This is a genomic window from Pseudarthrobacter sp. O4, assembly GCF_050157025.1.
Lineage (GTDB): Bacteria > Actinomycetota > Actinomycetes > Actinomycetales > Micrococcaceae > Arthrobacter.
In genome coordinates this window covers 531,006-555,855 of the sequence record NZ_CP189591.1, presented here as the reverse complement: position 1 = coordinate 555,855, position 24,850 = coordinate 531,006, and the positions used below count along the sequence as shown (strand labels likewise).

At 66.6% G+C, this 24,850-nt stretch carries 16 protein-coding genes; 8 read left to right on the top strand and 8 right to left on the bottom strand.

All coding sequences use genetic code 11. From position 1 onward, the window contains the following. Nucleotides 1-93 precede the first annotated feature (93 nt). The 4 genes from ACQCSU_RS02495 to ACQCSU_RS02480 form a co-directional block, all read right to left on the bottom strand. A complete protein-coding gene (locus ACQCSU_RS02495; protein ID WP_426978075.1) occupies nt 94-1,188 on the bottom strand; it encodes a glycosyltransferase family 4 protein in 1,095 nt (364 codons plus the stop codon). Beyond that, a complete protein-coding gene (locus ACQCSU_RS02490) occupies nt 1,185-2,111 on the bottom strand; it encodes an alpha/beta fold hydrolase (RefSeq protein WP_426978074.1) in 927 nt (308 codons plus the stop codon). Before ACQCSU_RS02490 ends, ACQCSU_RS02495 begins: the two co-directional genes overlap by 4 nt. Nucleotides 2,112-2,122: 11 nt before the next feature. Then, nucleotides 2,123-2,992 carry an aldo/keto reductase gene (locus ACQCSU_RS02485; protein ID WP_426978073.1) on the bottom strand — a complete coding sequence of 290 codons (870 nt, stop codon included), beginning with the start codon at nt 2,990-2,992 and terminating at the stop codon, nt 2,123-2,125. A 111-nt stretch (nt 2,993-3,103) separates the two neighbouring features. After that, the gene (locus ACQCSU_RS02480) at nt 3,104-4,072 is read right to left on the bottom strand and encodes a sugar-binding transcriptional regulator (protein WP_426979921.1); all 969 of its coding nucleotides are present in this window, start codon (nt 4,070-4,072) and stop codon (nt 3,104-3,106) included. Nucleotides 4,073-4,190: 118 nt separating this feature from the next. Here ACQCSU_RS02480 and ACQCSU_RS02475 point away from each other — a divergent pair, with 118 nt between their 5' ends. The 3 genes from ACQCSU_RS02475 to glpK all read left to right on the top strand — a co-directional run bounded on the left by ACQCSU_RS02475 (nt 4,191) and on the right by glpK (nt 8,473). Next, the gene (locus tag ACQCSU_RS02475) at nt 4,191-5,996 is read left to right on the top strand and encodes a glycerol-3-phosphate dehydrogenase/oxidase (RefSeq protein ID WP_426978071.1); all 1,806 of its coding nucleotides are present in this window, start codon (nt 4,191-4,193) and stop codon (nt 5,994-5,996) included. A gap of 159 nt (nt 5,997-6,155) precedes the next feature. Continuing rightward, complete coding sequence (locus ACQCSU_RS02470; protein ID WP_426978070.1) at nt 6,156-6,905, top strand: MIP/aquaporin family protein; 750 nt, start codon at nt 6,156-6,158, stop codon at nt 6,903-6,905. Nucleotides 6,906-6,958: 53 nt separating this feature from the next. After that, nucleotides 6,959-8,473: a glycerol kinase GlpK gene (gene glpK / locus ACQCSU_RS02465; protein ID WP_426978069.1), complete on the top strand. Its 1,515-nt coding sequence runs from the start codon at nt 6,959-6,961 to the stop codon at nt 8,471-8,473. Between the two features lie 80 nt (nt 8,474-8,553). Here the strand turns inward: glpK and ACQCSU_RS02460 are convergent, their stop codons facing one another. The 4 genes from ACQCSU_RS02460 to ACQCSU_RS02445 are packed head-to-tail and all read right to left on the bottom strand — an operon-like array spanning nt 8,554 to nt 16,313. Continuing rightward, nucleotides 8,554-9,501: a hypothetical protein gene (locus ACQCSU_RS02460; RefSeq protein ID WP_426978068.1), complete on the bottom strand. Its 948-nt coding sequence runs from the start codon at nt 9,499-9,501 to the stop codon at nt 8,554-8,556. 35 nt (nt 9,502-9,536) lie between these two features. Then, nucleotides 9,537-12,629, bottom strand: a complete 3,093-nt coding sequence (locus tag ACQCSU_RS02455) for an efflux RND transporter permease subunit (RefSeq protein ID WP_426978067.1) — start codon at nt 12,627-12,629, stop codon at nt 9,537-9,539. Nucleotides 12,630-12,681: 52 nt separating this feature from the next. Continuing rightward, nucleotides 12,682-13,140, bottom strand: coding sequence for a hypothetical protein (locus tag ACQCSU_RS02450; RefSeq protein WP_426978066.1), 459 nt, complete (start codon nt 13,138-13,140; stop codon nt 12,682-12,684). Continuing rightward, nucleotides 13,137-16,313: an efflux RND transporter permease subunit gene (locus ACQCSU_RS02445; protein WP_426978064.1), complete on the bottom strand. Its 3,177-nt coding sequence runs from the start codon at nt 16,311-16,313 to the stop codon at nt 13,137-13,139. Before ACQCSU_RS02445 ends, ACQCSU_RS02450 begins: the two co-directional genes overlap by 4 nt. An 804-nt stretch (nt 16,314-17,117) precedes the next feature. Between ACQCSU_RS02445 and leuS the strand changes: the two genes are divergently transcribed. The 5 genes from leuS to holA all read left to right on the top strand — a co-directional run bounded on the left by leuS (nt 17,118) and on the right by holA (nt 24,718). After that, nucleotides 17,118-19,643, top strand: a complete 2,526-nt coding sequence (gene leuS, locus ACQCSU_RS02440) for a leucine--tRNA ligase (RefSeq protein WP_426978063.1) — start codon at nt 17,118-17,120, stop codon at nt 19,641-19,643. 85 nt (nt 19,644-19,728) lie between these two features. Then, a complete protein-coding gene (locus tag ACQCSU_RS02435) occupies nt 19,729-20,742 on the top strand; it encodes a DegV family protein (protein WP_426978062.1) in 1,014 nt (337 codons plus the stop codon). Nucleotides 20,743-20,791: 49 nt separating this feature from the next. Next, nucleotides 20,792-21,661: a ComEA family DNA-binding protein gene (locus ACQCSU_RS02430; protein WP_426978061.1), complete on the top strand. Its 870-nt coding sequence runs from the start codon at nt 20,792-20,794 to the stop codon at nt 21,659-21,661. A 1-nt stretch (nt 21,662) separates the two neighbouring features. After that, a complete protein-coding gene (locus tag ACQCSU_RS02425; protein ID WP_426978060.1) occupies nt 21,663-23,771 on the top strand; it encodes a ComEC/Rec2 family competence protein in 2,109 nt (702 codons plus the stop codon). Continuing rightward, nucleotides 23,705-24,718, top strand: coding sequence for a DNA polymerase III subunit delta (gene holA / locus ACQCSU_RS02420; protein ID WP_426978059.1), 1,014 nt, complete (start codon nt 23,705-23,707; stop codon nt 24,716-24,718). Before ACQCSU_RS02425 ends, holA begins: the two co-directional genes overlap by 67 nt. The last annotated feature ends 132 nt before the right edge of the window (nt 24,719-24,850 follow it).

Genomic DNA, 24,850 nt, shown 5'->3' with positions numbered 1-24,850 from the left:
CAAATGGGTGCTCCGCAACCTGTGGTCCGGCGTCATCCGGCCTCGCGGCGGGTGCGGCACGGATTGGTTCGGGGCTGGCCAGCTCCGTCCCGGCTATTTCGAGTTACCAGGCCGGCCTCGGCGAAGTGCGACGGCCTGCTCGGCAACTTCCAGCAGCCTGCGCGCGGACTCGTCCCAGCTGAACTCGGCGGCACGCTCCACCGAACGGCGCGAGCGTTCCTTCCATAGCTCCGGTTCCTCGAGCTTCCGAACGGCCTCGGCGAACTCGGCCGGAGACTCCGGATGGACATAGCTGACCGCGTCGCCGCCGACTTCGCGGAAGATCGGGATGTCGCTGGCGATCACCGGCGTGCCGTGGGACATGGCCTCCACGAGGGGGAGGCCATAACCTTCGGCCCGGGAGAGGCTGACCAAGGCCGTCGTGCGGGCCAGCATGGACTCATACTCGGCGTCGGTCACGCCATTGTGGAAGACGATGTCCGCGCCCGCCGGCGCCAGGGCTTCCAGTTCCGCCTTGCGCTGCGGGGTGATTCGGCTGAGCAGATGCAAGGTCATATCGGGCAGTTCCGCCATGCCCCGGATCATGGTCTCCACGTTCTTGTAGGGCATGAACGATCCCATGTAGAGAAGCGTCTTGTCCGCCCCGGCCCCGGGGTCCCGGGGGCTGAGGCCGGGTTGCGGGGCGTTGCCCACGATCCGTACGGGGCGGCTGGTGAGCCGGTACTTCGAGATCAGGGCCGCCGTCGTGGAGCTGATGGTCGCGACGACGTCGGCCCGGTTGAGCAGGAGCCGCTGCGGCCAGTACGCCTTGTGGTACAGGCGCCAGAGGATCCGGACCGGGGCGGGCAGGAAGCCGGGCGGGGCAGGGTGCTCGTAGTAGATGAGGTCGTGCAGGGTCAACACGAGGGCGTATTTCCGGCCCCAGCTGCCCATCGTCTGCATGGGGCACACGACGGCGTCGGCGCCGAGCCTGTTGACCTTCGCAGCGACAAACAGTTCGGCCGGGGACAGCGGGCTGTTGATCAGGGTGTACGGCACATCCGGCAGCAGGGCCAGTTGCCGGACGTCACTGATCAACATGGAGACGTCGGCGAGCCTGGCCGTGGCCGCGATGAGGCTCGCCCCGTAGCGGCTGATCCCGTCGTGGTGGTCCAGCCGGGTGAAGCGGGCATCGATGAGGATTTTCACGCGGTGTGGTCCTTCAGGAAGCGGAGGATGAAGCCGGCGGCGGACTCCGGGGTTTCGTAGTGGATCAGGTGCCCGACGCCGGGAATCACGTCCAGGTGTCCGTCAGGCAACAGGGCGAGGAGTTTGTACTGGTCCGGCAGGGCGGCGATTTGGTCCTTTTCGCCGGCGATGAGGAGGACCGGCAGGGTCAGCCGGCACGCCACCTCGGAGACGTTGTTCCCGACGGAGGCCTTGAACGCCTCGAGCAGGCTCTCGCGGTCCGCGAAGGCGGAGAAATAGGCGCTGTGCTGGGCGTGGACGAACCGCCGCAGCGCCTTGTCCGGGGTCTTGGCCATGGCTTCGCTCATCACGCGGACGATCAGCTGGCTGCGCAGCAGGGCGTGTCCGAGTGTACGGGGGAGACGGGCGGCGGCCTCGTAGTACAGGATTGCGAGCTTCGTCATGAGCCCCTTGTTGCCTTCGAGGGCGGGGGCGGCGATGGGGTTGATGAGGATCAGCTCGGCAACCGTGCCCGGGTTGGCTGCGACGAAGTGGCTCGCCACGATCGAGCCGAAGGAGTGGCCGAGCAGGACCGTGTCCCGGCCCAGGCCCAGGGCAGCCATGAATTCGGCGATGAAGCGTCCGTAGCGTTCCACACTGTGCTCGTCTGCCGTGAAGGCGGCGGAGCCGCCGAAACCCGGGAGGTCAGGCATGATGAGGCGCAGGCCGGGGAGCTGGTCGGCCACCCGGAGCAGGCCGTGGTGGTCGCCGCGGAAGCCGTGCATCACCAGGACCGTGCGGGTTTCCGGCGTGACCCGGACCGGCTCGTAGGTCCAGTAGGCCACTTTCACGCCGGCCAGGACCACCTCGGCGGGTACGGTCCGCGCCTCGAGTTCATGGCTGAACAGGGGCGTGGGGGAGGACTCGGTGTCCACGTTTTCCATTCGTTCGGGTCCTAGCTGACGTTGTCGGGGTGGGAGCCGGTCCGGAAACCGCGGTCCAGCGCCGCAATGTCGGCAAGGTCCGTGGCGGAGAGTTCGAAGTCGAACACCGTCCGGTTTTCCCGGATCCGGTCCGAGGAGCTGGCCTTGGGGATGGTGATGTTGCCCAGCTGGAGCTGCCAGCGGAGGATGATCTGGGCCGGGGTGCGTTCGTGTTCCGCGGCCAGGGCCAGAATCACCGGGTCACGCAGCACCTGTCCCCGGCCCAGCGGGCTCCACGCCTCCGTGCGGATGCCCAGCGCGTCGTGCTTCTTGCGCAGCTCGGCCTGCTGAAGCCAGGGGTGGAGTTCAATCTGGTTGACGGCCGGCACCACCTCGGCCGTCTCCATGAGCCGGTCCAGGTGGTCGGGCTGGAAATTCGACACTCCGATCGCCCGGACCTTGCCCTCGCGGTAGAGCGTCTCCATGGCCCGGTAGCTTTCCGCGTACAGGCCCTTCTTGGGGCAGGGCCAATGGATCAGGTAGAGGTCGATGTACTCCAGGCCCAGGTTGGACATCGAGGTGTGAAATGCCCGCATGGTCGCGTCGTAGCCGTGATCATCGTTCCAGACCTTGGTTGTGACGAAGAGGTCCTGGCGGGACAGGGCGGGAGACAGCTCACCGGACCCGCTGCCGGCGCCTTCGAACCCGGCAAGGGCACCGATGCCCTTGCCCACGCCCGTTTCGTTCCCGTACATGGCTGCCGTGTCGAAGTGGCGGTAGCCGGCTTCCAGCGCCATGGTTACGAGCGAGGCGGCATCGTCAGGAGGGACTTTGTACAGCCCGAATCCCAGCCGGTCGATCATCACGCCGTTGTTCAGGGACGTCCGGGGGGAGATTCTCATAGCAACGACTTTACCCATTGCCGCGGCACCTGCCGGTCAGGCCGCGCAGCACAGGCCGCGCGGCGCAGGCCGTCCGGGACGGCCGGCCACCTGCCGGTCCCCTGGGACCGCTCAGGACAGGCCGTCGAACCGGACCAGCCGCCGGGCACTGGCCTCGTCGAGGATCAGGTCCGTGGCCAGGCCGGAGGCGAGCGCACCGCGCAGGCCGTTGATCTTGGACGCGCCGGACACCACGCAGATCCGCCGCCGGACCTGGCGCAGCTGCGCGAGGTCCGGCCCGGTGGAACGCTCGTTGAGGATGATTCCGTCCGAGGAACCGTCCGCCCGGAAGAACACGGTGGCCACGTCACCGACCACGTCCGAGCTGGCCAGGATGCTCAGATCGTCCTCATCGAGGTAGCCGCCGGCATAGACGTGGCTGGGGTAGTCGGCGTCGACCGATCCGACCCCGAAAATGGCAATGCTCATCCGGGCCTGAAGCTCGAGGACGCGCTGCACACTACGCTCATTCCACATCGCCTTCTTGGTCGCTGCGTGATCAAAAAACGCGGGCACCGGGAACTGCTCCACCCGCGCCCCGTACGCGCTTCCGAAGCGGCGCATGATGTCCGAGGCGTAGGTGATGCCGGTGGTCTGCATGTTTCCGGCGCCGTTGAGCTGGACGATCACGCTGTCATGGGTGATCTTCCGGGTCAGGTGCCGGCTGACGGCGCTGAGGGTCGAGCCCCAGGCGACGCCGATGATGGCGTTGGAATCCACCAGCGGGCCGATGGTGCGGGCGGCCTGCATGGCCACTCTGTCCAGTGTTTCCGCTTCATTCAGCGTGTCCACTACGGGAACGACATGAACGTCCACCTTGTATTCGGCGCGGATCATGCTTTCCAGCTCGGGGCCGGTATCGAGAGGGCTGCGGATCTGGATCTGCACGAGGCCGGATTCCCGTGCCGAGGACAGCAGCCGGGAGACGGTCGACCGGGAGGTCCGGAGTTCACGGGCAATCGCGTCCATGGTCAGGTCCTGGAGGTAATACAACTGGGCCGCGCGGAGGGCGTCGGACTGGCGTGAAGGCAATTCCCACATTCCGTTCTGCACGTTTGTGCATAGTGCTTGACACCATTTTCCATTATTCCAAACAATAGTGTTGAACGGCGACGCGCCCCGTGGCGCGCCGCACAGAACCAAACCCCAGGGAGCAGTTTTGGGATCTAAGGAATCAGCCCGCAACCAGGAGCCGGCCGGCACTCGTTTACCCGTGCAGAAGCTGCGGTCGCGGCGGAACGCACAGGTGCTGATCATCGGCGGCGGAATCAATGGAGTGGGTACTTTCCGGGACCTGGCACTGCAGGGTGTCGATGTTGCCCTCGTGGAACGCGGCGACTACTGCCAGGGCGCCAGCGGGGCTTCCTCGCATATGATCCACGGCGGAATCCGGTACCTCGAAAACGGCGAGTTCCGGCTCGTCCAGGAGTCCGTGGTCGAGCGCAACCGGCTCCTGCGCATCGCTCCGCACTACGTCAAACCGCTGCAGACCACTATCCCTATCTTCAGCACCTTTTCCGGCGTCCTAGCGGCGCCGCTTCGTTTCCTGACCCACAAACAGCGGGGCGCCCCCCAGGAGCGCGGCGCCTTCCTGATCAAGCTTGGCCTGAGCATGTATGACTTCTTCTCCCGCGACGGCGGCAGCGTGCCGCGCCACCAGTTCCGCGGCCGCAAGCGCGCCCTGGCGGAGCTCCCGCGCCTGCACCCGGGCATCAAATATGCGGCAACCTACTTCGACGCGTCGGTCCATAACCCGGAGCGGCTGACCCTCGACGTGCTGCAGGACGGCGAAAAAGCCGGCGCTCCGGGCGGCACCGCCCGCGCCAGCAACTACGTCTCGCTCGTCTCGATGGAAGGAACGGCGGGCTCCGGGACCGGCAGCCGGGTACGGCTCCGCGACGAACTCACCGGGGAGCTCTTCGACTTCACCGCCGACGTGATCGTCAATACCACCGGCGCCTGGGTCGATCTGACCAACGAAGCCATGGGCGCGGCGTCCTCCTTCATGGGCGGCACCAAGGGTTCGCACATTGTCCTGGACCACCCGGAGCTGCTCGCGGCCTGCAACGGGAGGGAAATCTTCTTCGAGCACACCGACGGCCGGATCGTGCTGATCTACCCCATGGGGGACAGGGTCCTCGTTGGAACCACGGACGTCGACGCGGACATGACCGAGGACGCCGTCTGCACCGAGGCCGAGATTGACTACTTCCTTGAGCTGATCGGCCACGTTTTCCCCGACATTGCCGTGGACCGGGAACGGATCGTCTACACCTTCTCCGGTGTGCGTCCGCTTCCGAAGCACGACGCCACCCAGCCGGGCTTCGTCAGCCGCGACTACCGGATCGAGCGCCGCGGCGGCTCGGTGCCGGCAGCCGGTGGAGCCGGCGGCAGCGGCGCCGTCGTCCTCAGCCTGGTGGGCGGAAAGTGGACCACCTTCCGGGCCCTCGCGGAACACCTGAGCGACCGCGTTCTCGCGGAACTCGGACTGGAACGGAAGGTGTCGACGGCGCAGCTCGCCATCGGCGGCGGCGCCGGCTTCCCGGACAGTGAAGACGGCGTCCAACGGTGGATCAAGGCCCACATGTCGGCCGGCCGCGACGCCGACCGGGTCGCAGGACTCCTGACCCGCTACGGAACCCGCGCCGAGGAAGTCATCAACTTCCTGGACGCATCCGCGGCCGGCGCCCCCGACCGGCTGCTGCAATCCACCCGCGAACTCAGCGTCCGTGAACTGGAGTTCATGGCGCAGAACGAACAGATCGGGCACCTGGTCGACGTACTGATCCGCCGCACCTCCCTCGCCTTCCGGGGCCTGGTGACCGGCGAGCTCCTCAACGAGGTTGTCGAAATCCTGTCCGGCCCGCTGGGCTGGGACGCGGCAACGCGGTCCTCCGAGTTCAGCCACGCTCAGGAGGTGCTCAAGCGGTTCCACGGCGTCCGGGTCCACAGCCTGGTCTCCTGAAAAATACTTGCGTGCCCGGGCAGGGATGCCCGGGCGCAAAGACTGCGCGGTCCGCCCCGGCGGCCGGCGCAGTGGCCGGCCGGCAGCGCGAACACGCTGCCGGCCCAACGGCCCTTCAAACTCGCGAAGGGCTGACAACAGAAAAAAGAGGAGTCAAAGATGTCTCTTGGAATAGTTTTCCTGTCCGAAGTATTCGGCACCGGGATGCTGACCCTGCTGGGTTGCGGCGTTGTGGCCAACGTCGCACTCAAAGGCACGAAGGGCAACAACGGCGGGTTCCTGATGGTCACCTGGGGATGGGGCATCGCCGTCTTCGCCGGTGTGTACGTCGCCGCCAGGTCCGGGTCCCACCTGAACCCCGCTGTCACCCTGGGCCTGCTGCTCAACGGCAAGGCGGAGTACGCTCCCGGCGTCAAGGTCGAATTTGCGTCCACATTGACCTACTTCGGCGGTGAACTGCTGGGTGCCTTCCTGGGCGCCGTCGTGATGTGGCTGGCCCATAAGCAGCACTTTGATGTCGAGCCCGAGCCCGCCAGCAAGCTGGCCGTCTTCTCCACCGGCCCGGCCATCCGCTCCACCCCGTGGAACCTGATCACGGAAATAATCGGCACCTTTGTCCTCGTCTTCGTCATCCTGATGTTCGGCGGCATTCCTTCGGGACTGGGCCCGCTGGCCGTCGCCCTGCTGGTTGTCGGCATCGGTGCCTCACTCGGCGGCCCCACCGGTTACGCCATCAACCCGGCCCGTGACCTCGGCCCGCGCATCGCCCACGCCCTGCTTCCGATCAAGGGCAAGGGTTCCAGCGACTGGAGCTACTCGTGGATCCCGGTCGTGGGACCCCTGATCGGCGGCGGACTCGCCGGTCTCGTGGCAGCTGTCGTGCCGATCGTTGTCACAGTCGCCAAGTAGTTTCCACCCCAGCCAGAGCAAACCCAACAAGGCCAAAAGACAAGGACGTCAACATGAACCAGTACGTAATCGCCATTGACCAGGGCACCACCAGCACCCGCGCCATCGTGTTTGACCACAGCGGCCACATTGTCTCCTCCGGGCAGATGGAGCACGAGCAGATCTTCCCGCAGGCCGGCTGGGTGGAGCACGACCCCGCAGAGATCTGGGACAACACCCGCGAGGTCATCGCCTCCGCCCTGTCCAAGGCGAACCTGACCCGGCACGACATCGCCGCCGTCGGCATCACCAACCAGCGCGAAACCGCCGTCGTCTGGGACAAGACCACCGGCAAGGCCATCTACAACGCGATCGTCTGGCAGGACACCCGCACCCAGCCGATCGTGGATGAGCTGGCCAAGGACGGGGGACCGGAGCGCTTCAAGCAGAAGGTGGGCCTGCCACTCGCGACCTACTTCTCCGGCACCAAGATCAAGTGGATCCTGGACAACGTCGAGGGCGCACGCGCCAAGGCGGAGGCCGGCGACCTGGTCTTCGGCAACACCGACTGCTGGGTGCTCTGGAACCTGACCGGAGGGACCGACGGCGGCGTGCACGTCACCGACGTGACCAACGCCTCCCGGACCATGTTCATGGACCTGGAGACGCTGTCCTGGGACCAGGAGATCCTGGCTGCCTTCGGGGTGCCGGCCTCGATGATGCCGGCCATCAAGTCCTCCTCCGAGGTCTACGGCACGGTCCACACTTCCCAGCTGCTGCGTGAAGTTCCGGTCGCCGGCATCCTGGGCGACCAGCAGGCGGCGACGTTCGGCCAGGCGGCGTTCGAGGCCGGGGAAGCCAAGAACACCTACGGCACGGGCTGCTTCCTGATCTTCAACACGGGGGAGGAAATCGTCCACTCGAAGAACGGGCTGCTGACCACCCTCGGCTACAAGCTGGGTGACGCCAAGCCGCACTACGCGCTGGAGGGCTCGATTGCTGTTACCGGCTCGCTCGTGCAGTGGCTGCGTGACAACCTCGGCATGATCAGCAGCGCCCCGGAAGTGGAGACCCTGGCGGCTTCCGTGAAGGACAACGGCGGCGTGTACATCGTCCCGGCGTTCTCCGGCCTCTTTGCCCCGTACTGGCGTTCCGACGCCCGCGGTGCGATCGTCGGCCTGACCCGCTTCGTGAACAAGAGCCACATCGCCCGTGCCGCGCTGGAGGCGACCGCCTTCCAGACCCGTGAAGTCCTCGACGCCGTCAACGCAGACTCCGGCGTGCCGCTCACGGAGCTCAAGGTCGACGGCGGCATGGTCGCCAACGACGCGCTCATGCAGTTCCAGGCGGACATCCTCGGCGTGCCGGTGATCCGGCCGAAGGTCGTCGAGACCACCGCCCTGGGCGCCGCCTACGCCGCCGGCCTCGCCGTCGGCTTCTGGAAGGACCTGGGCGAGTGCTCGGCAAACTGGTCCGAGGACAAGCGCTGGGAACCGAAGATGGAGCAGGCAGAGCGGGAACGTCAGATGCGCCTCTGGAAGAAGGCCATCACCAAGTCCATGGACTGGGTCGACGACGACGTGAAGTAAGGCCGCCCAAAGAAGAGCTCCGGCCGGGGAAACCCGGCCGGAGCTCTTCTTTTGCTGGGCGCCTTTCGGCGCTTCCCCGCCTACGAGTCGTTGCGCGGAGACCGGCCGCTGTGGCTCGAGGATTTCGCCACGACCGCGCGGGGCGTCTTGGCGTAGACGTCCTTGCTGACCGTGTAGCCGCGGCTGTCCTGCGCCAACGCCTGCTTGTTGATGCTCTTCAGCTCCGAGCTGCTGAGTTTCTTGATCTTGACCAGGTCCATAGTCTCCTGGTCATCCCCGCCCTCGGGCGTGACCTTGATCAGACCCGTCTTCTTCGAATAGAACTTGTGCTGGCGGCCGGCGCTGTCCCCCTCCAGCGGGTTGGATTCAACGATTTCCAGCACGTCGTGGTAGCAACCCGTCGGGACGCAGACGCGTCGATCCCTGTCCAGAACCTTCGCGCAGTCCAGGAAGTCCACACTGGGTGCGTAGGCCTGGGGGTAGGCGGGTGTCTTCTTGTGCGGGTGGTCCTGCATGGCGATTCCTGCCTGGGCCTTGTCGATTCCACTGATGAAGGTGCTGGGCGCGCCTGCGAGCTTCCCGTTTTCATACTCTTCGGGATACTCGCCGAACAGCCATACGGTTCCTTTCTTCGTCTCGGCGAAGAAGGCCAGTTCTGATTCCGCGAGCTCACCGTCGGTGAAGTCCCGGTCCCACACCACCAGGGTGTTGACCCCGTCGATCTTCTTGGTCAGCCCGGTCACGGTCGAGATGACCGTTCGCTTGCGCTCGCCCTCCGCCGTGGAGACGACTTTCCCGGTCGTGGTGAACTGCATGCCGGGCTCGAGCGGGAACCACTTGTTCTCAATCTCCGGTTTCGTTGGGAAGGCCGTGCGGTCGAATTTGATCGCCGTGCCCCGTCCGCAGAGGTCCTGGGGATTGGGCGCCGCCGCCGCCGTCGCCGTGGCTGCGGACGTCACCGTCAGCGTACCCAGCACGAGCAGAACTGCTGAACCGTACGCCGTGAATCGTGTTCTTCGCTTCGACATCTGTCTGGCCTTTCCTAGTGGTGGGTTGGTTGCGGCTAGACGGCCGGGGCCGGCTCGGGCTGACGGGGCCGGCGCTCACGTGCCGGGCCCTTCTTGGCAAACCGCAGGTACAGCGAGGGGACGATGAACAGGTTGACCAGCGTCGACGTGACGAGGCCGCCCAGAATCACCACCGCCATGGGGTGTTCGATCTCATGGCCCGGGATGTTCCCCATGACCACCAGTGGCACGAGGGCCAGAGCGGTGGCGAGGGTGGTCATCAGGATCGGGGACAACCGCTCGGCAGCTCCACGCAGCACCAGGTCGCGGCCGAAGGGCATGCCTTCGTACTGCTCGAGGTGCTGGCAGTGGTTGATGAGCAGGATGCCGTTACGGGCAGCGATACCCATCACGGTCAGGAAGCCCACCAATGACCCCAGGGACAGGATTCCGCCGCCAAGGTGCGCGGCGATCACCCCGCCGACGAGGGCGACCGGCAGCGTGAGGATCGCAAGGATCGCCAGCCGCCAGCTCCGGAATGCCGCCTGCAGCAGCAGGAAAACAACGATCACCGCACCGATCGAGAAGGTCAGCAGTCGCTGGGAGGCGGCCTGCCGTTCCGCGTATTCCCCGAGAATGTCGGCGCTGTAGCCGACGGGGAATTCGACGGACTTGAGGTCGTTCTCCAGCTTCTCGACAACCTTGGCCAGGTCGCCTTCCTTGACGTTCGCGCTGACGTCCAGGCGCCGTGACCCCTCGGAGCGTTCAATCACGTTCGGCGTCGGTTTGACGGAGATTTTGGCGACGTCGGCCATCCGGATCCTCTCGCCGCTTGGCGTGTCCAGCGGAAGGTTTTCGATGCTCGTGACGCTCGTCCGGATCTCCGGCGGGCTCCACACCTGCACGTCGTAAGCCTTCCCGCCCCGGTAGACGTCACCGACCTCTTCCCCGGCGATCAGGGTAGCCGCGGCGCGGCGGACATCACCCGGTTTCAGCCCGTAACGGTTGGCGGCGTCAAGATCCACTTCGACGTCCACCTGCGGGACATTGACCTGGAGGGCGAGCTTGGTGCCGATGGCGCCCTCGATGCCGCCCAGGACAGTCTTGACCTTGTCGGCCTGCTTGCGCAGTGTGGCAAGGTCGTCGCCGTACACGCGGACAACGACGGCGTAGCCTGTACCGGTCAGCACTTCGCGGACGCGTTCCTTCAGGTAGGTCTGGACATCCCGGTGGATGCCGGGGTATCCGTCAACGACCGACTGGATCGAGGCCAGTGTTTCGTCGTAATCCACGGCGGGGTCGACGCTGATCCAGTTCTCACCGAAGTTGACGCCCACCACTTCGTCGGCCGCGAAGGCCTGCCCGATGTGGGAACCGCAGTTGTTCACGCCAGGGATGGTCATGAGTTCCCGGCACGCGAGCTGGCTGACCCGCACTTCCTCGGAGTTGGACGTGCCAGGCTGTGTGACCCAGTGCATCAGGAAGTCACGTTCCTTGAATGACGGCAACAGTGACTGGCCCAGGAGCGGTGCCGCCACGATTCCCACGACACCGAACGCGGCCAGGGCCAGGTAGCCCGGGACGGGCCGGCGGACAATCGGCCGAAGCGCGTTGGCATACCAGCGCTTGAGCACCCTGACCAGCGGAGGGTCCCGGTCTTCCAGCTTGGCATTCCGAAGGACGATATACGCCATCGCCGGAGTAACGGTGAGCGCTACGAGCATGGACGCCATCACCGCCAGGGTGTAGGACGTGGCCAGCGGGCGGAAGAAGGCCCCGGTCAGCCCGTCCAGGAAGAAGATCGGCACTGTAGCAGCGACGATGATCAGCGTGGCATACACAATCGGGCCGCGGACCTCCAGCGAGGCGTTGACGACCACTCTGGCCGTGCTTTCAGTACTTCCGTTCGCCCGGTGGTGACGCAGCCTGCGCACGATGTTTTCGACGTCGATGATGGCGTCGTCAACCACCACCCCGACGGCGATCACCAATCCCGCAAGCACCATGGTATTTACCGTGCCTCCGGTCCAGTACAGCACGAGGGCGGCGGCTACAAGGGACAACGGGATGGCCATCACGCTGACCAGCGCCGTGCGCCACTGGAAGAGGAAGACGCTCAGCACCAGGATGACGAGCAGGCATCCCAGCAGGAGGGCGACGCCCAGGTTGCCGAGCGATTCCTCGATGAAGCTGGCCGGCCGGAACAAGGTGGTGTCCACAGCAATCCCGGTCAGCCCGGGCTGCAGTTCCTTCAAGGCCTCCTCAACGCCCCGCGTCACCTCGAGAGTGTTGCCCCAAGGCAGCTTCTCCACGATCAGCATGAGCCCGGGGCCGCCGTTGATGACGGCGTCACCGATCAGCTGCTGGTGGTCTTCCACAACGTTCGCCACATCGGAGAGCCGCAGCGGGGGCTGGTCTCCCCGGTCCTCCAGGGACACCTTCGCCAGCTCTTCCGGCGACGTGATGGGCTGCACGTGCCTGATACCCATGCTCTGGCTGGGCGTTTCAAGCGCACCACCGGTGCCGATCAGGGCACCCGGCGAATACTTGAGCAGCCCGGCGTCAAGCGCGTCAGAGGTGGAGCTCATCACGCTGTCCAGCGTCACGTTGTTGGCGGCCAGCTTCGCCGGATCCACCTGCACCTGCAGCATCTGGAGCCGCTCGCCCCAGATCGCGACGTTGGCTACACCCGGGACCCTCAACAGGTGGGCCCTGATGTTCCAGTAGGAAATCATGGACATTTCGATGAGGGAGCGGGTGTCCGAGGACAGCCCGATCTTCATGACACGGCTGGTGGAGGACAAGGGCTGCAGCATCAGCGGCGGCGCCGCCCAGGTGGGCAGGGTCGGAATGACCGTAGCCATCCGCTCGGACACCAGCTGCCTGGCGGTGAGCAGATCCGTGCCGTTCTTGAACTCCAGGACGATCGAGGAGAGCTGCGACACGGATTTGGACCGCATCTGCTCCAGTCCGTCAATGCCGTTGAACGCCTCTTCCATCGGGACGGAGACGAGCTCCTCGACTTCGGAGGCCGTGAGCCCCAGACAGGCGGTCTGGACCTCTACCCGCGGCGGCGCAAACTCCGGAAACACATCGACCGAAGCGCTGCTGAGCTGCGCGCCGCCTACAACCATCAGTGCCGCCGCCATCGCAATGATGATCGATCGGAACCTCAGACTTGCCGCGACTATCCGGCGCATGTCAGTGCGCCGTATCGAACTCGGCGCCGAACAGCTCAGCCGCGCCTACCGTCACCACATTGGTCCCCGCCGCCGGCCCGTCAGTGGCCGTGACCACTCCGGCTTCGACCTTGCTGACGGTGACCGCCTGGCGTTGGTACACCCTGGCGGCAGGGTTGGTGTAGACCCAGGTCTTCCCGCTGGAGTCGTACAGCAAGGAAGCATACGGCAGGAGCACCTCGGTTCCACCGGCGCCCGGCTTGACCGTCTCGATCTTCAGGTCCAAACGGTCCAGACCTCGTTCGGTCAGGGTGAGCCGGGCGATGCCGGTGGTGGCGTTCTTCTCCACCTTGGCGGGATCGTCGAGCGAGACCACCGGGCCGACGGCTGCGGGTTGTGCGCAGGCCGGGAGGGCGAAAATAATTGCTGCACAGACAGCGGCCGCCAGGGGCAGGCGCCGTTGGGGCTTTTGGCTGGTCATTTTGCTTCCACCTTTTCCTGCATAACGGGCTGAACGGGAATTTCCGATTCGTAGACTTCCTGCCACTCTTCCGGGGCGGTACGGGGACCGAACCAGAGCGTCAGGAGAGGGAGCACAAAGAGCCCCACGAGCGTTGTGGTCACGAGGCCGCACGCGATGACCAGCACCATCGGGCCGATCACTCCTTGGCCGACGGTGCCGCCGAACAGGGCCGGCGGCAGCAGCACCAGCACCGTGGTGAGGGCCGCCTTCAGGATCGGCGACACCCGATCCGCAGCGGCCATCAGGACGACCTTCGCATGCGAGGTCTGCGGGGCGGTCCGCCACAGTTCGTCAACGCGGGCCGAGAGCAGGCCTGCGTTCCGGACCGCGATGGCCACGACGGCTGCAAAAGCTGTCAGCGCCATCCACGACATCGAGCCGCCGCCGATCCAGGCCGCAACCGCGGCTCCGGCCAAGGCGGCAGGCAGGGACAGGAAGACGGCGAGCGCCAGCTTCCAGCTCCGTACAGCCGTCTGGAGCAGCAGCAGCACGCCAATCAGGGCTGCGGCCCCGATCCAGAGCACGAGAGCGTCGGCGGCCCGGATTTCGCTGTATTTCGTGGGGATTTCCGCGTGGTACTCAAGCGGGAACTGGATCTGCTTCACGGCCGCCTCGATATCGCGCTGGACATCGGCCAGCGGACGTCCGCTGATGTCAGCCACGACGTCGATCCGCCGCGACGTGTCATCGTGCTGGATGACAACCTCGTTGGGGACCAACCGGACCGCGGCGATCTCACCCAGCTGGACGTGACTTCCGTCCGGGGTGTCGAGCAGCAGTTCGCGGATGCTCGTCAGGTCATCCCTGACGTCGACTGCGCCCCGGACCACGACTTCGAACACCTTCTGCTGTTCAAAGAGGTTGCCGACGACGATTCCCTGCATCAGTGTGGCTGCTGCGCGGCGTGCGTCGCCGGGCTTGATGCCGTACTTGTGGGCTGCCTCCAGATTGACCTCGACCTCAACGATGGGTGTCGTGGTCGTGGCGTTGATCCTCGGGTTCTGGACACCACTGACGTTTTCGAGTGCCTTGCGGACCTCTTCGGCTTTTTCACGCAGAATCGGCAAGTCCGTGCCGTAGACCCGGACGGCGAATCCCGGCTCCAGGCTGTTGCGCATCTCGCCGATCTTTTGCTGCGAGTAGTTCAGGACGTTGTGGGCGATGCCGGGGTAGCCCTGGACCACATTGCGGACCGATTGCTCCGTCTCGCCGAAGTTGGCGTCCGGTGCAATCGACACCCACAGCTCAGCCGAGCTGTTGCCGACGATCTGGTCCGAGGTGATGGCACGGCCGATATGGCCGCCGACACCCGAGACTCCAGGCAAGGCGCGAAGCTCGTCGGAGGCCTTGGAGGCGACCCTGCGGACCTCGTCATTGGAGGTGCCGGCCATGGAGTCCCACTGAACCAGCAGGGTTCTGTCCGGCAGCGTGGGAACCACCGGCCGGTTCCCTAGCAACTGGGATCCGGCGGCAAGACCCAGCACCCCGATGACGGCTACAGCGGCCAGGCCGAGCGCCCTCCGGGAACGGGCACCTTCCAGCGCGCGGTCGTAGTACGCCCGTGCCCGGCCGAGCACGGCAGATTCTGTCCCGGCGGCCGTCTCCCGGGGGAGCAGCAGGTGCGCGAGCACCGGAGTGACCGAGAGTCCGACCAGCAACGCCGCCGCGAGGGCCAGCGCCAGCGACCAGACAAGCGGCTGGAAGAACGATCCGCCGATTCCGGTCACGAAGAGCGTCGGAATGAGGACGATGAGCATGACAAGCGACGCGTGGAACAGCGGAGTGCGGATGCTCCGGGCGATGTTGCTGACACGGGACCGGAGCGTTGCCGCGGTTTCCGTGGGCTCGGCGACGAGCGGGCGGCGCCGTTGGGCCTGCACGTCTTCCACGATGTCACCGACGATCACGGAAATGCCGAGAATGATGCCGGCCACGACCGTGACATTGAGTGTCGCGTTTTGCGAGAAAAGCACCACTGCCGCCGTCATGACGGTGGTCGTGATGGCCACAAGGGCAATCAGGGCCACCCGCCAGGAACGGAACAGGAGCCAGAACAGCGCTACGGCAATCAAGAGACTGAGCAGCAGTGCCACGCCGAGCCCGTCCACGGAGTCCTGGATGGCGGAGGCCGGACGGAAGACGGACGTGTCCAACTGGATCCCGGTCAAGCCTGGTTCCATATCCTTGAGGGCGGCCTCAATGTCCTTGGTGACCTGCAGGGCGCTCGTCCCGGGGAACTTTTCTATGACCAGCATGAGTCCGGCGTCCTGGCCGACGATGGCGTCGCCGATCAGGGGCTGGTGGTCCTCCTTGACCTGCGCTATATCGCCCAGGACCAATTTGGGATTGGTGTCCTCAACACTGACCTTTGCGAGGTCCGCGGGGGTGCGGATCGGAAGGACATGCTGGATGCCCAGCCGCTGGCTCGGCGACTCGACGAAGCCGCCGGTGCCCGGAGTGGACGACTCGAGGAAGCTCAAGGGCGAGACCCAGACGGCGTTGCCGGTCGTCTTGATGACCTGTTCCAGGGTGATTCCCTTGTCTCGCAGCTGCGTCGGGGTGACCTCCACCTGGAGCTGCTGCTCGCGCTGACCCCAGATGGATACATTGGCCACACCCGGAATGCCGATCAGCCGCGGCTTGAGCTTCCAGCGGGCCAGGACCGACATCTCGATGCCGGAGAGCTGCTTTGAGTTCATCTTGACCATCAGCACGCGGCTGGTGGAGGACGTCGGCTGCATGATCAGCGGCGGAGCCGATACGTTCGGCAGCGCCACGGCCTGGGTCATCCTTTCCGCCACGAGTTGCCGGGCGCGCAGCAGATCCGTGCCGGGCTCAAAAACGAGTTGGATTGACGAGAGCCCCGGTACGGATTTCGACCGGATCTCGTCCAGCCAGGCCACTCCGTTAAGGAGATCGGCTTCCATCGGGGAGGTGATGAGCTGTTCAACTTCGACAGCAGAGAGGCCCAGGGCCTCGGTCTGGATCTCGATCTGCGCGGGTGCGAACTCGGGCATGGTGTCCACAGCAATATGTGGAACGTTTACCACGCCGAAGGCAATGAGTCCGGCCGCGAGCGCGAGAACCAGGATACGGAACTGCATACTGAACCGGGTTACCCAGCCAAACATGGCTAACCCTTTTCCTGGTGGCTGCCGGCGGCATAATTGCACACCGGCAGCTGGGTGATTTGTTGCAGGACAGAAATGCGCAAGAGATACATGTCAGGCTCCTCAACCAGAGACCTTTTGCGAATCCCCCCAGGGATCTTGGGAGAATAGTGTTCCTCTTCGCCCCCTTTTGGCAAGACGTCCGGAATTGTTGTGTCCGGCAGGTTTTCGGGCCACCGAATCCATCAAAGTGTTGTTTTTTTTCGGCCCTCCGCGGACTACGCGAAGGGAAGCAGGCGGATACTCACGCCGACGCTAATTGCTACTTGCAAATTAATACCTGCTAATGTGAGGTGACTACTTGGAAGGCCACATAATTACTCGCCCGACTTTTCGGGGATAATAGAGTAAGTACGGTAATTTCCACGTGATGCATTTGTAACAATTTGAATTCGCGTCAGGTCCGGGACCCGCCGCCGGCGCATCAGGGCCTCCCGGCGGGCCGCTGTCCCACGGCACAGGCGGCGGGAGCGGCACCCTGGGGCGGCGCATTCCGCCCGCGAACCAGCCGGAGGCGCTAAAGTAGTTCTATGCGTGCGATCCTTCTGCTTAGCTAGCCGCCCGGCATCCCGAGGAGAACTCGGATTGTCGAGCGGCAGCCCCTCCATGTCGAGGGGCTTTTGTGTGTCTGGGCCCTTTCCGGGCCGGCAACAGGGATCAGGGGCCAGAGCGGGACAATCGGCAGCAGCACAACAGAGCAGTACAGACTTGAAGAGCAGTACAGACTTGACGGTAATCAGGCGTGAAGAACAGAAGAGGCCAGCAGTGAGCGTTCAGCCGGAGACAGAGACCGGAACAGCAGAAGTCGGAGCGGAAGGTCCCGGCGAGGGTGCCTACAGCTTTGCGACGATGGAAGCCAAGTGGCCGCAGGTTTGGGAGGACCTCAAGGTCTTCACGCCCGTCGACGACGGTTCCAAGGAACGCCGCTACGTGCTGGACATGTTTCCCTACCCTTCCGGTGACCTCCACATGGGCCACGCCGAAGCGTTCGCGATGGGCGACGTCGTCGCGCGTTACCTGCGCCAGCAGGGCTACGACGTGCTGCACCCGATCGGCTGGGACTCCTTCGGGCTGCCCGCGGAAAACGCCGCGATCAAGCGCAACGCCCACCCGAGCGAGTGGACCTACGCCAATATCGAGACCCAGGCGGCGTCGTTCAAGCGCTACGCCATCTCCGCCGACTGGTCCCGCCGGATCCACACCTCGGACCCGGAGTACTACCGCTGGACGCAGTGGCTGTTCAAGCGCTTCTATGAGCGCGGCCTGGCGTACCGCAAGGATTCGCCCGTCAACTGGTGCCCCAAGGACCAGACCGTGCTGGCCAACGAACAGGTGGTGAACGGAGCCTGCGAACGGTGCGGCACCCCCGTCACCAAGAAGTCCTTGAACCAGTGGTACTTCAAGATCACCGAGTACGCCGACCGCCTGCTGGATGACATGGACGAACTGCGCGGCCACTGGCCCGAGCGGGTCCTGGCGATGCAGAAAAACTGGATCGGCCGCTCCGAGGGCGCGCACGTCCGCTTCGAGATCGAGGCGGACGGCGGCAAGCCCGCCAAGGACGTCACGGTCTTCACCACCCGTCCGGACACCCTGTACGGCGCCACGTTCTTCGTCGTCGCCGCCGATGCGCCGCTGGCCGTCGAACTGGTGACCGAGGAGCACGCAGCGGCCCTGGCCTCGTACCGCGAGCAGGTCACGGCCCTCTCCGAAATCGAGCGTCAGTCCACCGAGCGGGAGAAGACCGGCGTCTTCACCGGCCGCTACGCCACCAACCCGCTGAACGGCGAAAAGCTGCCCGTCTGGGCGGCCGACTACGTGCTGGCCGACTACGGCACCGGAGCCATCATGGCGGTTCCGGCCCATGACCAGCGCGACCTCGACTTCGCCCGCACCTTTGGCCTGACGGTCCGGGCGGTCCTGGATACCGGTGAGGAAGATCCCGCCGTCACCGGCACGGCGACCACCGGCGAGGGCACGCTGATCAACTCCGGCGCACTGGACGGACTGCCCAAGGCAGAGGCGATTCCGGCCGCCATCGAAATCCTGCAGGAGCAGGGCACGGGCGAGAAGTTCGTGAACTTCCGCCTGCGCGACTGGCTGCTGAGCCGACAGCGATTCTGGGGCACGCCGATCCCGATCATTCACTGCCCGGCCTGCGGCGAGGTCCCGGTTCCCGACGAGCAGCTGCCCGTCACGCTGCCGGCCCACCTGCGCGGCGAAGACCTGTCCCCGAAGGGCACGTCGCCGTTGGCCGCCGTCGAAAGCTGGGTCAACGTAGAGTGCCCCAACTGCCACGGCCCGGCCAAGCGGGACACGGACACCATGGACACCTTCGTGGATTCCTCGTGGTACTTCCTGCGCTTCGTCTCCCCGGAGTACACCGAAGGCCCCTTCGATCCCGCGAGGATCAACGACTGGATGCCGGTCGGCCAGTACGTCGGCGGCGTCGAACACGCCATCCTGCACCTGCTGTACGCGCGGTTCTTCACCAAGGTCATCCACGACCTGGGCCTGATCGCGGCCGACGAGCCCTTCAGCGCGCTGCTGAACCAGGGACAGGTGCTCAACGGCGGCAAGGCCATGAGCAAATCCCTCGGCAACGGCGTGGACCTGAGTGAACAGCTGGACAAGTTCGGCGTCGACGCGGTTCGCCTGACCATGATTTTCGCCTCACCGCCGGAGGACGACGTCGACTGGGCGGATGTCTCGCCGTCGGGTTCGGCGAAGTTCCTGGCCCGGGCCTGGCGGCTGGGGCAGGACGTCGCGAGCGAGCCCGGCGTCGACTTCTCCGCCGGTGACCGCGCCCTGCGCACCGTCACCCACCGCACCATCGCCGACGCCGCAGCACTGCTGGACCACAACAAGTTCAACGTGGTCGTGGCGAAGTTGATGGAGCTGGTCAACGCGACCCGCAAGACCATCGACACCGGTGCGGGCGGGGCGGACCCGGCAGTGCGCGAGGCCGTGGAGGCCGTCGCGGTGGTCCTGAGCCTGTTCGCGCCGTACACGGCCGAGGACCTGTGGAACATGCTGGGACACCCTGCTTCCGTAGCCAACGCCGGCTGGCCTACCCACGACGACGCACTCCTCGTGCATGACACTGTCACCGCCGTCGTCCAGGTCCAGGGGAAGGTGCGCGACCGCCTGGAGGTTCCGCCGGGCATCGGTGAGGACCAGCTGCGCGAACTGGCGCTGGCCTCGGAGAACGTCCAGCGCGCCCTCGAAGGGCGCGGCATCCGCACCGTCATCGTGCGGGCGCCTAAGCTGGTCAATATCGTGCCCGCATAGCCGGACGGGCCACTGTAAGTAAACCGGCCGCCGGTGCAAGCCGGCGGCCGGTGCAAACTCCCACCAGCACAGCAGGAGGTGCTTCGTGCCCGACCGTGAGCCGGCAGGCTGGCCGTGGCTGCGGGAGCGCCTTCACCGGCTCCGCCAGGCCACGCGGCCCGGAGCTGCCCCCGAAACTGCGCCGGCCGCCGTCGTGCGGACCGCCGTGGTCACGGACTCCGCCGCCGCGCTGCCAGTCGACTGGGTGCGGGCCTTCACCGCCGACGGCCGGCTGACGGTTGTCCCGATGCCCGTCATGGTGGGCGCGGAAATCTACGGTGAGGGCGAGGACGACATCGCCGACACCATCGCCGTGGCCATGGCCAGCGGCAGGCCCGTCAAAACTTCACGCCCGTCCCCCGGACAGTTTGAACAGGCGTACTTGGCCGCACAGAAACGTGGCTACGACTCCGTCGTGTCGATCCATATTTCCGGCGAGCTGTCCGGCACGGCCGAGTCCGCCCGGCTCGCGGCCGCCCGGGTCGGAATACCGGTGGAGGTCCTGGACTCGCGCACGGTCGGAATGGCCCAGGGGATGGGGGTCCAGAGCGCCGTCGTCGCGGCTGCGGACGGCAGGAACGCGGCGGAGGTCCGGGTATTCGCCGAGGAACGGCTGGCCCGCACCAAGGTCTACTTCTACGTTCCCAGCCTGGAGCAGCTGCGCCATGGCGGGCGGATCGGCGCGGCGGCCTCGCTGTGGGGCACCGTGTTCTCGATCAAGCCCATCCTGGGGGTCGAGGACGGGAAGATCGTTCCGCTGGAAAAGGTCCGGTCCGCGGCCAAAGCCGTGGCCCGGCTGGAGGAAATCGTCGCAGCCGACGCTGCCGCCAGGCCGGAGGGGCAGGCCCGCATCGCCGTCCACTATTTCGGCAACAAGGCCGAGGCCGAACGGCTCGCGGCACGCCTCGCCGTCTCGCTGCCCGGTTGTCCGGCGGCGCAGGCCAGCGACCTCCCGGCCGTGCTGGCCGCCCACGCGGGACTCGGTGTGCTGGCCGTGATCGTGGGGGAGAGCAGCACCCCGGCGCTTCCTCCGGCGATATCCCCGGCACTTTCCACATAGAGCCGGCAGGGTGTGGGCACCCGACCGGGGACTTCCTACCGTTGTTCCTATGTCACGCCGGAGCCTGCCACGCCGGAAGCCGGGAGCTGAACTGCCCGCAGGCGTCACGGCTGCCCGGCACAGGCTGTCCGCGACGCTCGGCGGCCCTGAGGCCGCCGGGCGCCCGGCGGGTCTGCTGAACCTTCCACCGGCGGACGGCGCCTTCGAAGATCCGCGCGGCGAAATGCCTTCGGCCGGAAGCGGGTTGCGGCGCCGGACCGGGCTGAGGGCAGCTGCCCTGCTGGGCGCGGTTGCTGCCGTGCTCGGCGGCTGGTTCTGGTGGCGCGCGGCCACCGGCGCGCCGGAGGTGGTCCCGCTCAGCGAGGTCTCGTCGGCCGGGGTCCAACAGCCGGACACCGGCCCCGGCATCGAGGTTTCGCCGTCACAGAATGAAACGGGCGGGGAAGCGAAAGGAATTACGGTCCATGTGGCCGGTGCCGTGGCGAGACCGGGCGTGGTCGAGCTGCCGGCGGGAAGCCGCCTGCACGAAGCCATCGCCGCGGCGGGTGGCCCCACCGGGGCTGCGGCTCCGGACCGGCTCAATCTCGCAGCTGTGCTGGAAGACGGCCAGAAAATCGTCGTGCCCGAAGTGGGACAGCCCGATGCTTCGTCCGGCCAAGCCGCCGGTCCGGAAGGGTCCGGGAGTGCCGGAGCAGACAGTGCCGACGGGAGTGCCGGAACAGGCGGCGGCAAGATCAACCTCAACACCGCAGGCGCCGAGGAACTCGGAACACTCCCTCGGGTCGGGCCGGTCTTGGCCCAGCGGATTGTGGACTGGCGCAAGCAGCACGGCCGCTTCCAGACGGTCGAGGAGCTGGACGCCGTCGACGGAGTGGGACCCAAGCTGCTGGAGACCCTGCTACCGCTGGTCAGGGTCTGACATGGGAAGGGCGGATAAGCAGGAAGACCCGGACGTGGCGCGGCCGGGCCGCTGGCAACGCTACATTGACGCGGCCGTCGCCGGCCCGGCTCCGGCCGGCGGGAGCGTCCTGCCGGAGTCTGCCTTTGACACGCCCGGACCTGCTCCGGGAACGCCCGGATCTGCTCCGGGAACGCCCGGATCTGCTCCGGCGGTGGCGCGGGCACGGGCACGGACCGACCGGCGGGCGGAACACCGCGCCCGGCTCAGGGACCGGTATTCTGCGGCCACGGCCACGGCCACGGCCACGGCTCCGGTCCGGTCCGGACCGGGCCGTTCTGGATCTGGCCGTTCCGGGGCGGCGGTGCGCCGGACAGATCTCCGCCTGGTTCCGGCGGCGCTGCTGGTCTGGGCCACCGCGGCTGCCGCAGGCTGGCTGGACCCCGCCGCGCTGGCGGCCCTCTGCAGCGTCCTGCTGGCAACCTCCGGAGCGCTACTGTTCCGGGCTGCCGAACAGACCAGGCGCCGGGATAACTCCCCGAAATCGTCCGGCCACGGCAGAACCGCGCCACGGAGTTTGCTGGCGACGGCCGCCGTGGCGCTGCTGCTTTCCACCGTGGCGGGCGCCCACTCTGCTGTCGCTTCCGCCCAGCGCCACGCCGCCGACATGGCCGGAGCTGTCGCCGCGCGCACCGCTGTCGTGGCAGAGCTCGTTGTCAGCGGCGCTCCGCGGCGGCTCCAGACGCCGGGGAGGTCGGGACTCGCCGACCGGTGGGCGGTACCGGCCACGCTGCTCGCGATTAATTTCGATTCCCGCAGGGTCCGGGCCGCCGCCAGTCTGCTCGTGATGGGCGGCCCGGAGTGGGAACACGCCACGCCGGGCCAGCGGATCAGGACGACCGGAAAACTCAAGCCGGCCGGACCGGGCCAGACGGAGGCCGCCGTACTTTCGGCCTCCTCCGCCCCGCGCACGCAACAGGTCCCGGGGTCATTGCAGCAGGGTGCCCGATCGCTCCGCGAAGGCCTGGCCAGCGCAGCCGGCCATTTCGGCGGGGATGCCCGCGGCCTGCTGCCCGGGATGGTCACGGGCGACACCAGCAGGCTCGACCCTCAGCTGGACATCGCGATGAAGACGGTCGGGATGACCCACCTCACTGCCGTCAGCGGGGCCAACTGCAGCCTCATTCTGGGTGCGCTCCTGCTGGGTGCCCGCAGCCTCCGCCTTGGCAGGGTTGCGGCCGCGGTAGTGTGCCTGGCCGGACTGGGAATGTTCGTCCTGATGGTGGGGCCGGACGCCAGCGTCCTGCGTGCCGCCTTGATGGGGGCCATCGGCCTCGTTTCTCTGGCAGGCGGCAGGTCCGGACGCGGCCTCAGCTTCCTGTGCCTCGCCATCATTGGCCTGTTACTGGCGGACCCCGCCTTGTCCACGAGTTTCGGGTTCCTGCTTTCCGTGCTTGCCACGCTCGGCATTGTGGTGGCCGGCAGGCCTATCATGACGTGGCTGCCGCGTGCCGTGCCGCCCTGGGCGGCTGCCGGCCTTGCCGTGCCGCTGTCGGCGCAGACGTTCTGCGGTCCGGTGATCGTGCTGCTGCAGCCACAGTTCTCCAGCTATGCGTTTGCCGCCAATGTGGCAGCCGCGGCGTTGGTGGCGCCGGTTACGCTGCTGGGCACCGCCGCCGTCCCGCTCGTCCCGCTGGCCCCGGGGCTCGCAGCTGTACCGCTGGCGGTTGCGGCGGCCTTCGCGGCCGGGGTTGCCGGCATAGCCCGATTCTTCGCGGGACTCCCCGGGGCCGTCCTGCCGTGGCCGGAAGGTCTCTTTGGCATGACGACGATGGTGATGTTCTCCGCGGCCGTCCTCACCTCGGTCTGGCTTGTCCTGCATCCCGCAACAGTCGTCACGCTGGCAGTGGCGGCGCACGCGCGGACTGTGGCAGTCCTCGCCCGGCGGCAGGCCGGTCAGCGCCGCCGGCGGGGGCCGTCCGCACCGGGCCGCCGCGGCTTGGCGCACCGGTCAGGCCGTGGCACGCTTAGAGTCTGCAAACAAACTTCCGGGAGGAAACTTCAGTGGCTGCTGCCCAGACCCAACGCACCACGACCGCTGCGTCGAGGACCGCCACCTGGCGCGATGTGAAGCCGGCCGCCGTGGTGCTGGTCGGCGGTCCGGAGGACTATCTGGGCGCCCGTGCGATGGACCGCATCCGGTCACAGGTCCGCGCTGCCGCGCCCGACGTCGAAGTCACCCGGCTCAACGCCGGCAGCTACGAGCCGGGCTCCCTGGCCATGAACGTCAGTCCGTCCCTGTTCGGGGAGCAGAAGCTGATCGAGGTCGAGGGGCTCGAGGCCATGAACGATGCCTTCCTGGCCGACGCGCTGAAATACCTGGCGCGGCCCGAGCCTGACGCTGTACTGGTCCTCCGGCATGGCGGCGGGGTGCGCGGCAAGAAACTGCTGGACGCCATCAAGGCAGGCGGCTGGCCGGTGGTTGACTGCCAGCCGTTGAAGAAAGACGCCGACAAGGTCGCCTTCGTCACCGGTGAGTTCAGGGCAGCGGCCCGACGCATTGATCCCGATGCCGTGCACGCCCTGGTCAATGCTGTCGGAGCGCACCTGGCGGAGCTGGCGGCAGCCTGCAGCCAGCTGATTGCCGACGCCGCCACGGGAGTGGACTCGGCCATGGTGGACCGTTACTACGGAGGCCGCGTCGAGGCCACCGCCTTCAAAGTTGCCGATGCTGCCCTTGCCGGGAATGCCCCGCTGGCGCTGTCCACGCTCCGGCATGCCCTGGCCACCGGTGCGGATCCCGTTCCGCTCGTGGCAGCGCTGGCGTCAAAGCTGCGCACCCTGGCCAAGGTTGCCGGCGCCCAGGGCTCGTCGTCACAGATTGCCAAGCAGCTGGGCATGCAGCCGTGGCTGATCGAGCAGGCGCAGCGCGAGGTCAGGCGCTGGACCCCCGGGGGACTGGTCCGGTCCATCCAGGTCACGGCCGAGGCGGACGCTCAGGTCAAGGGACTCTCGCGGGACCCGGTCTACGCCGTGGAACACGCTGTCACGGTGATAGCGACGTCGGTCCGGCGCTGACGCTTCATTCACGGCGACGATCCCCGTCAGGCAGCTGGCCGGGGAAAGTCACTGGGCGCTGGCCGCCAGGGCCCCTAACGGAAATGTGCTTGACCGGAAATGGGCTTAACTGGAAGTGGCCGGCACCCTGGG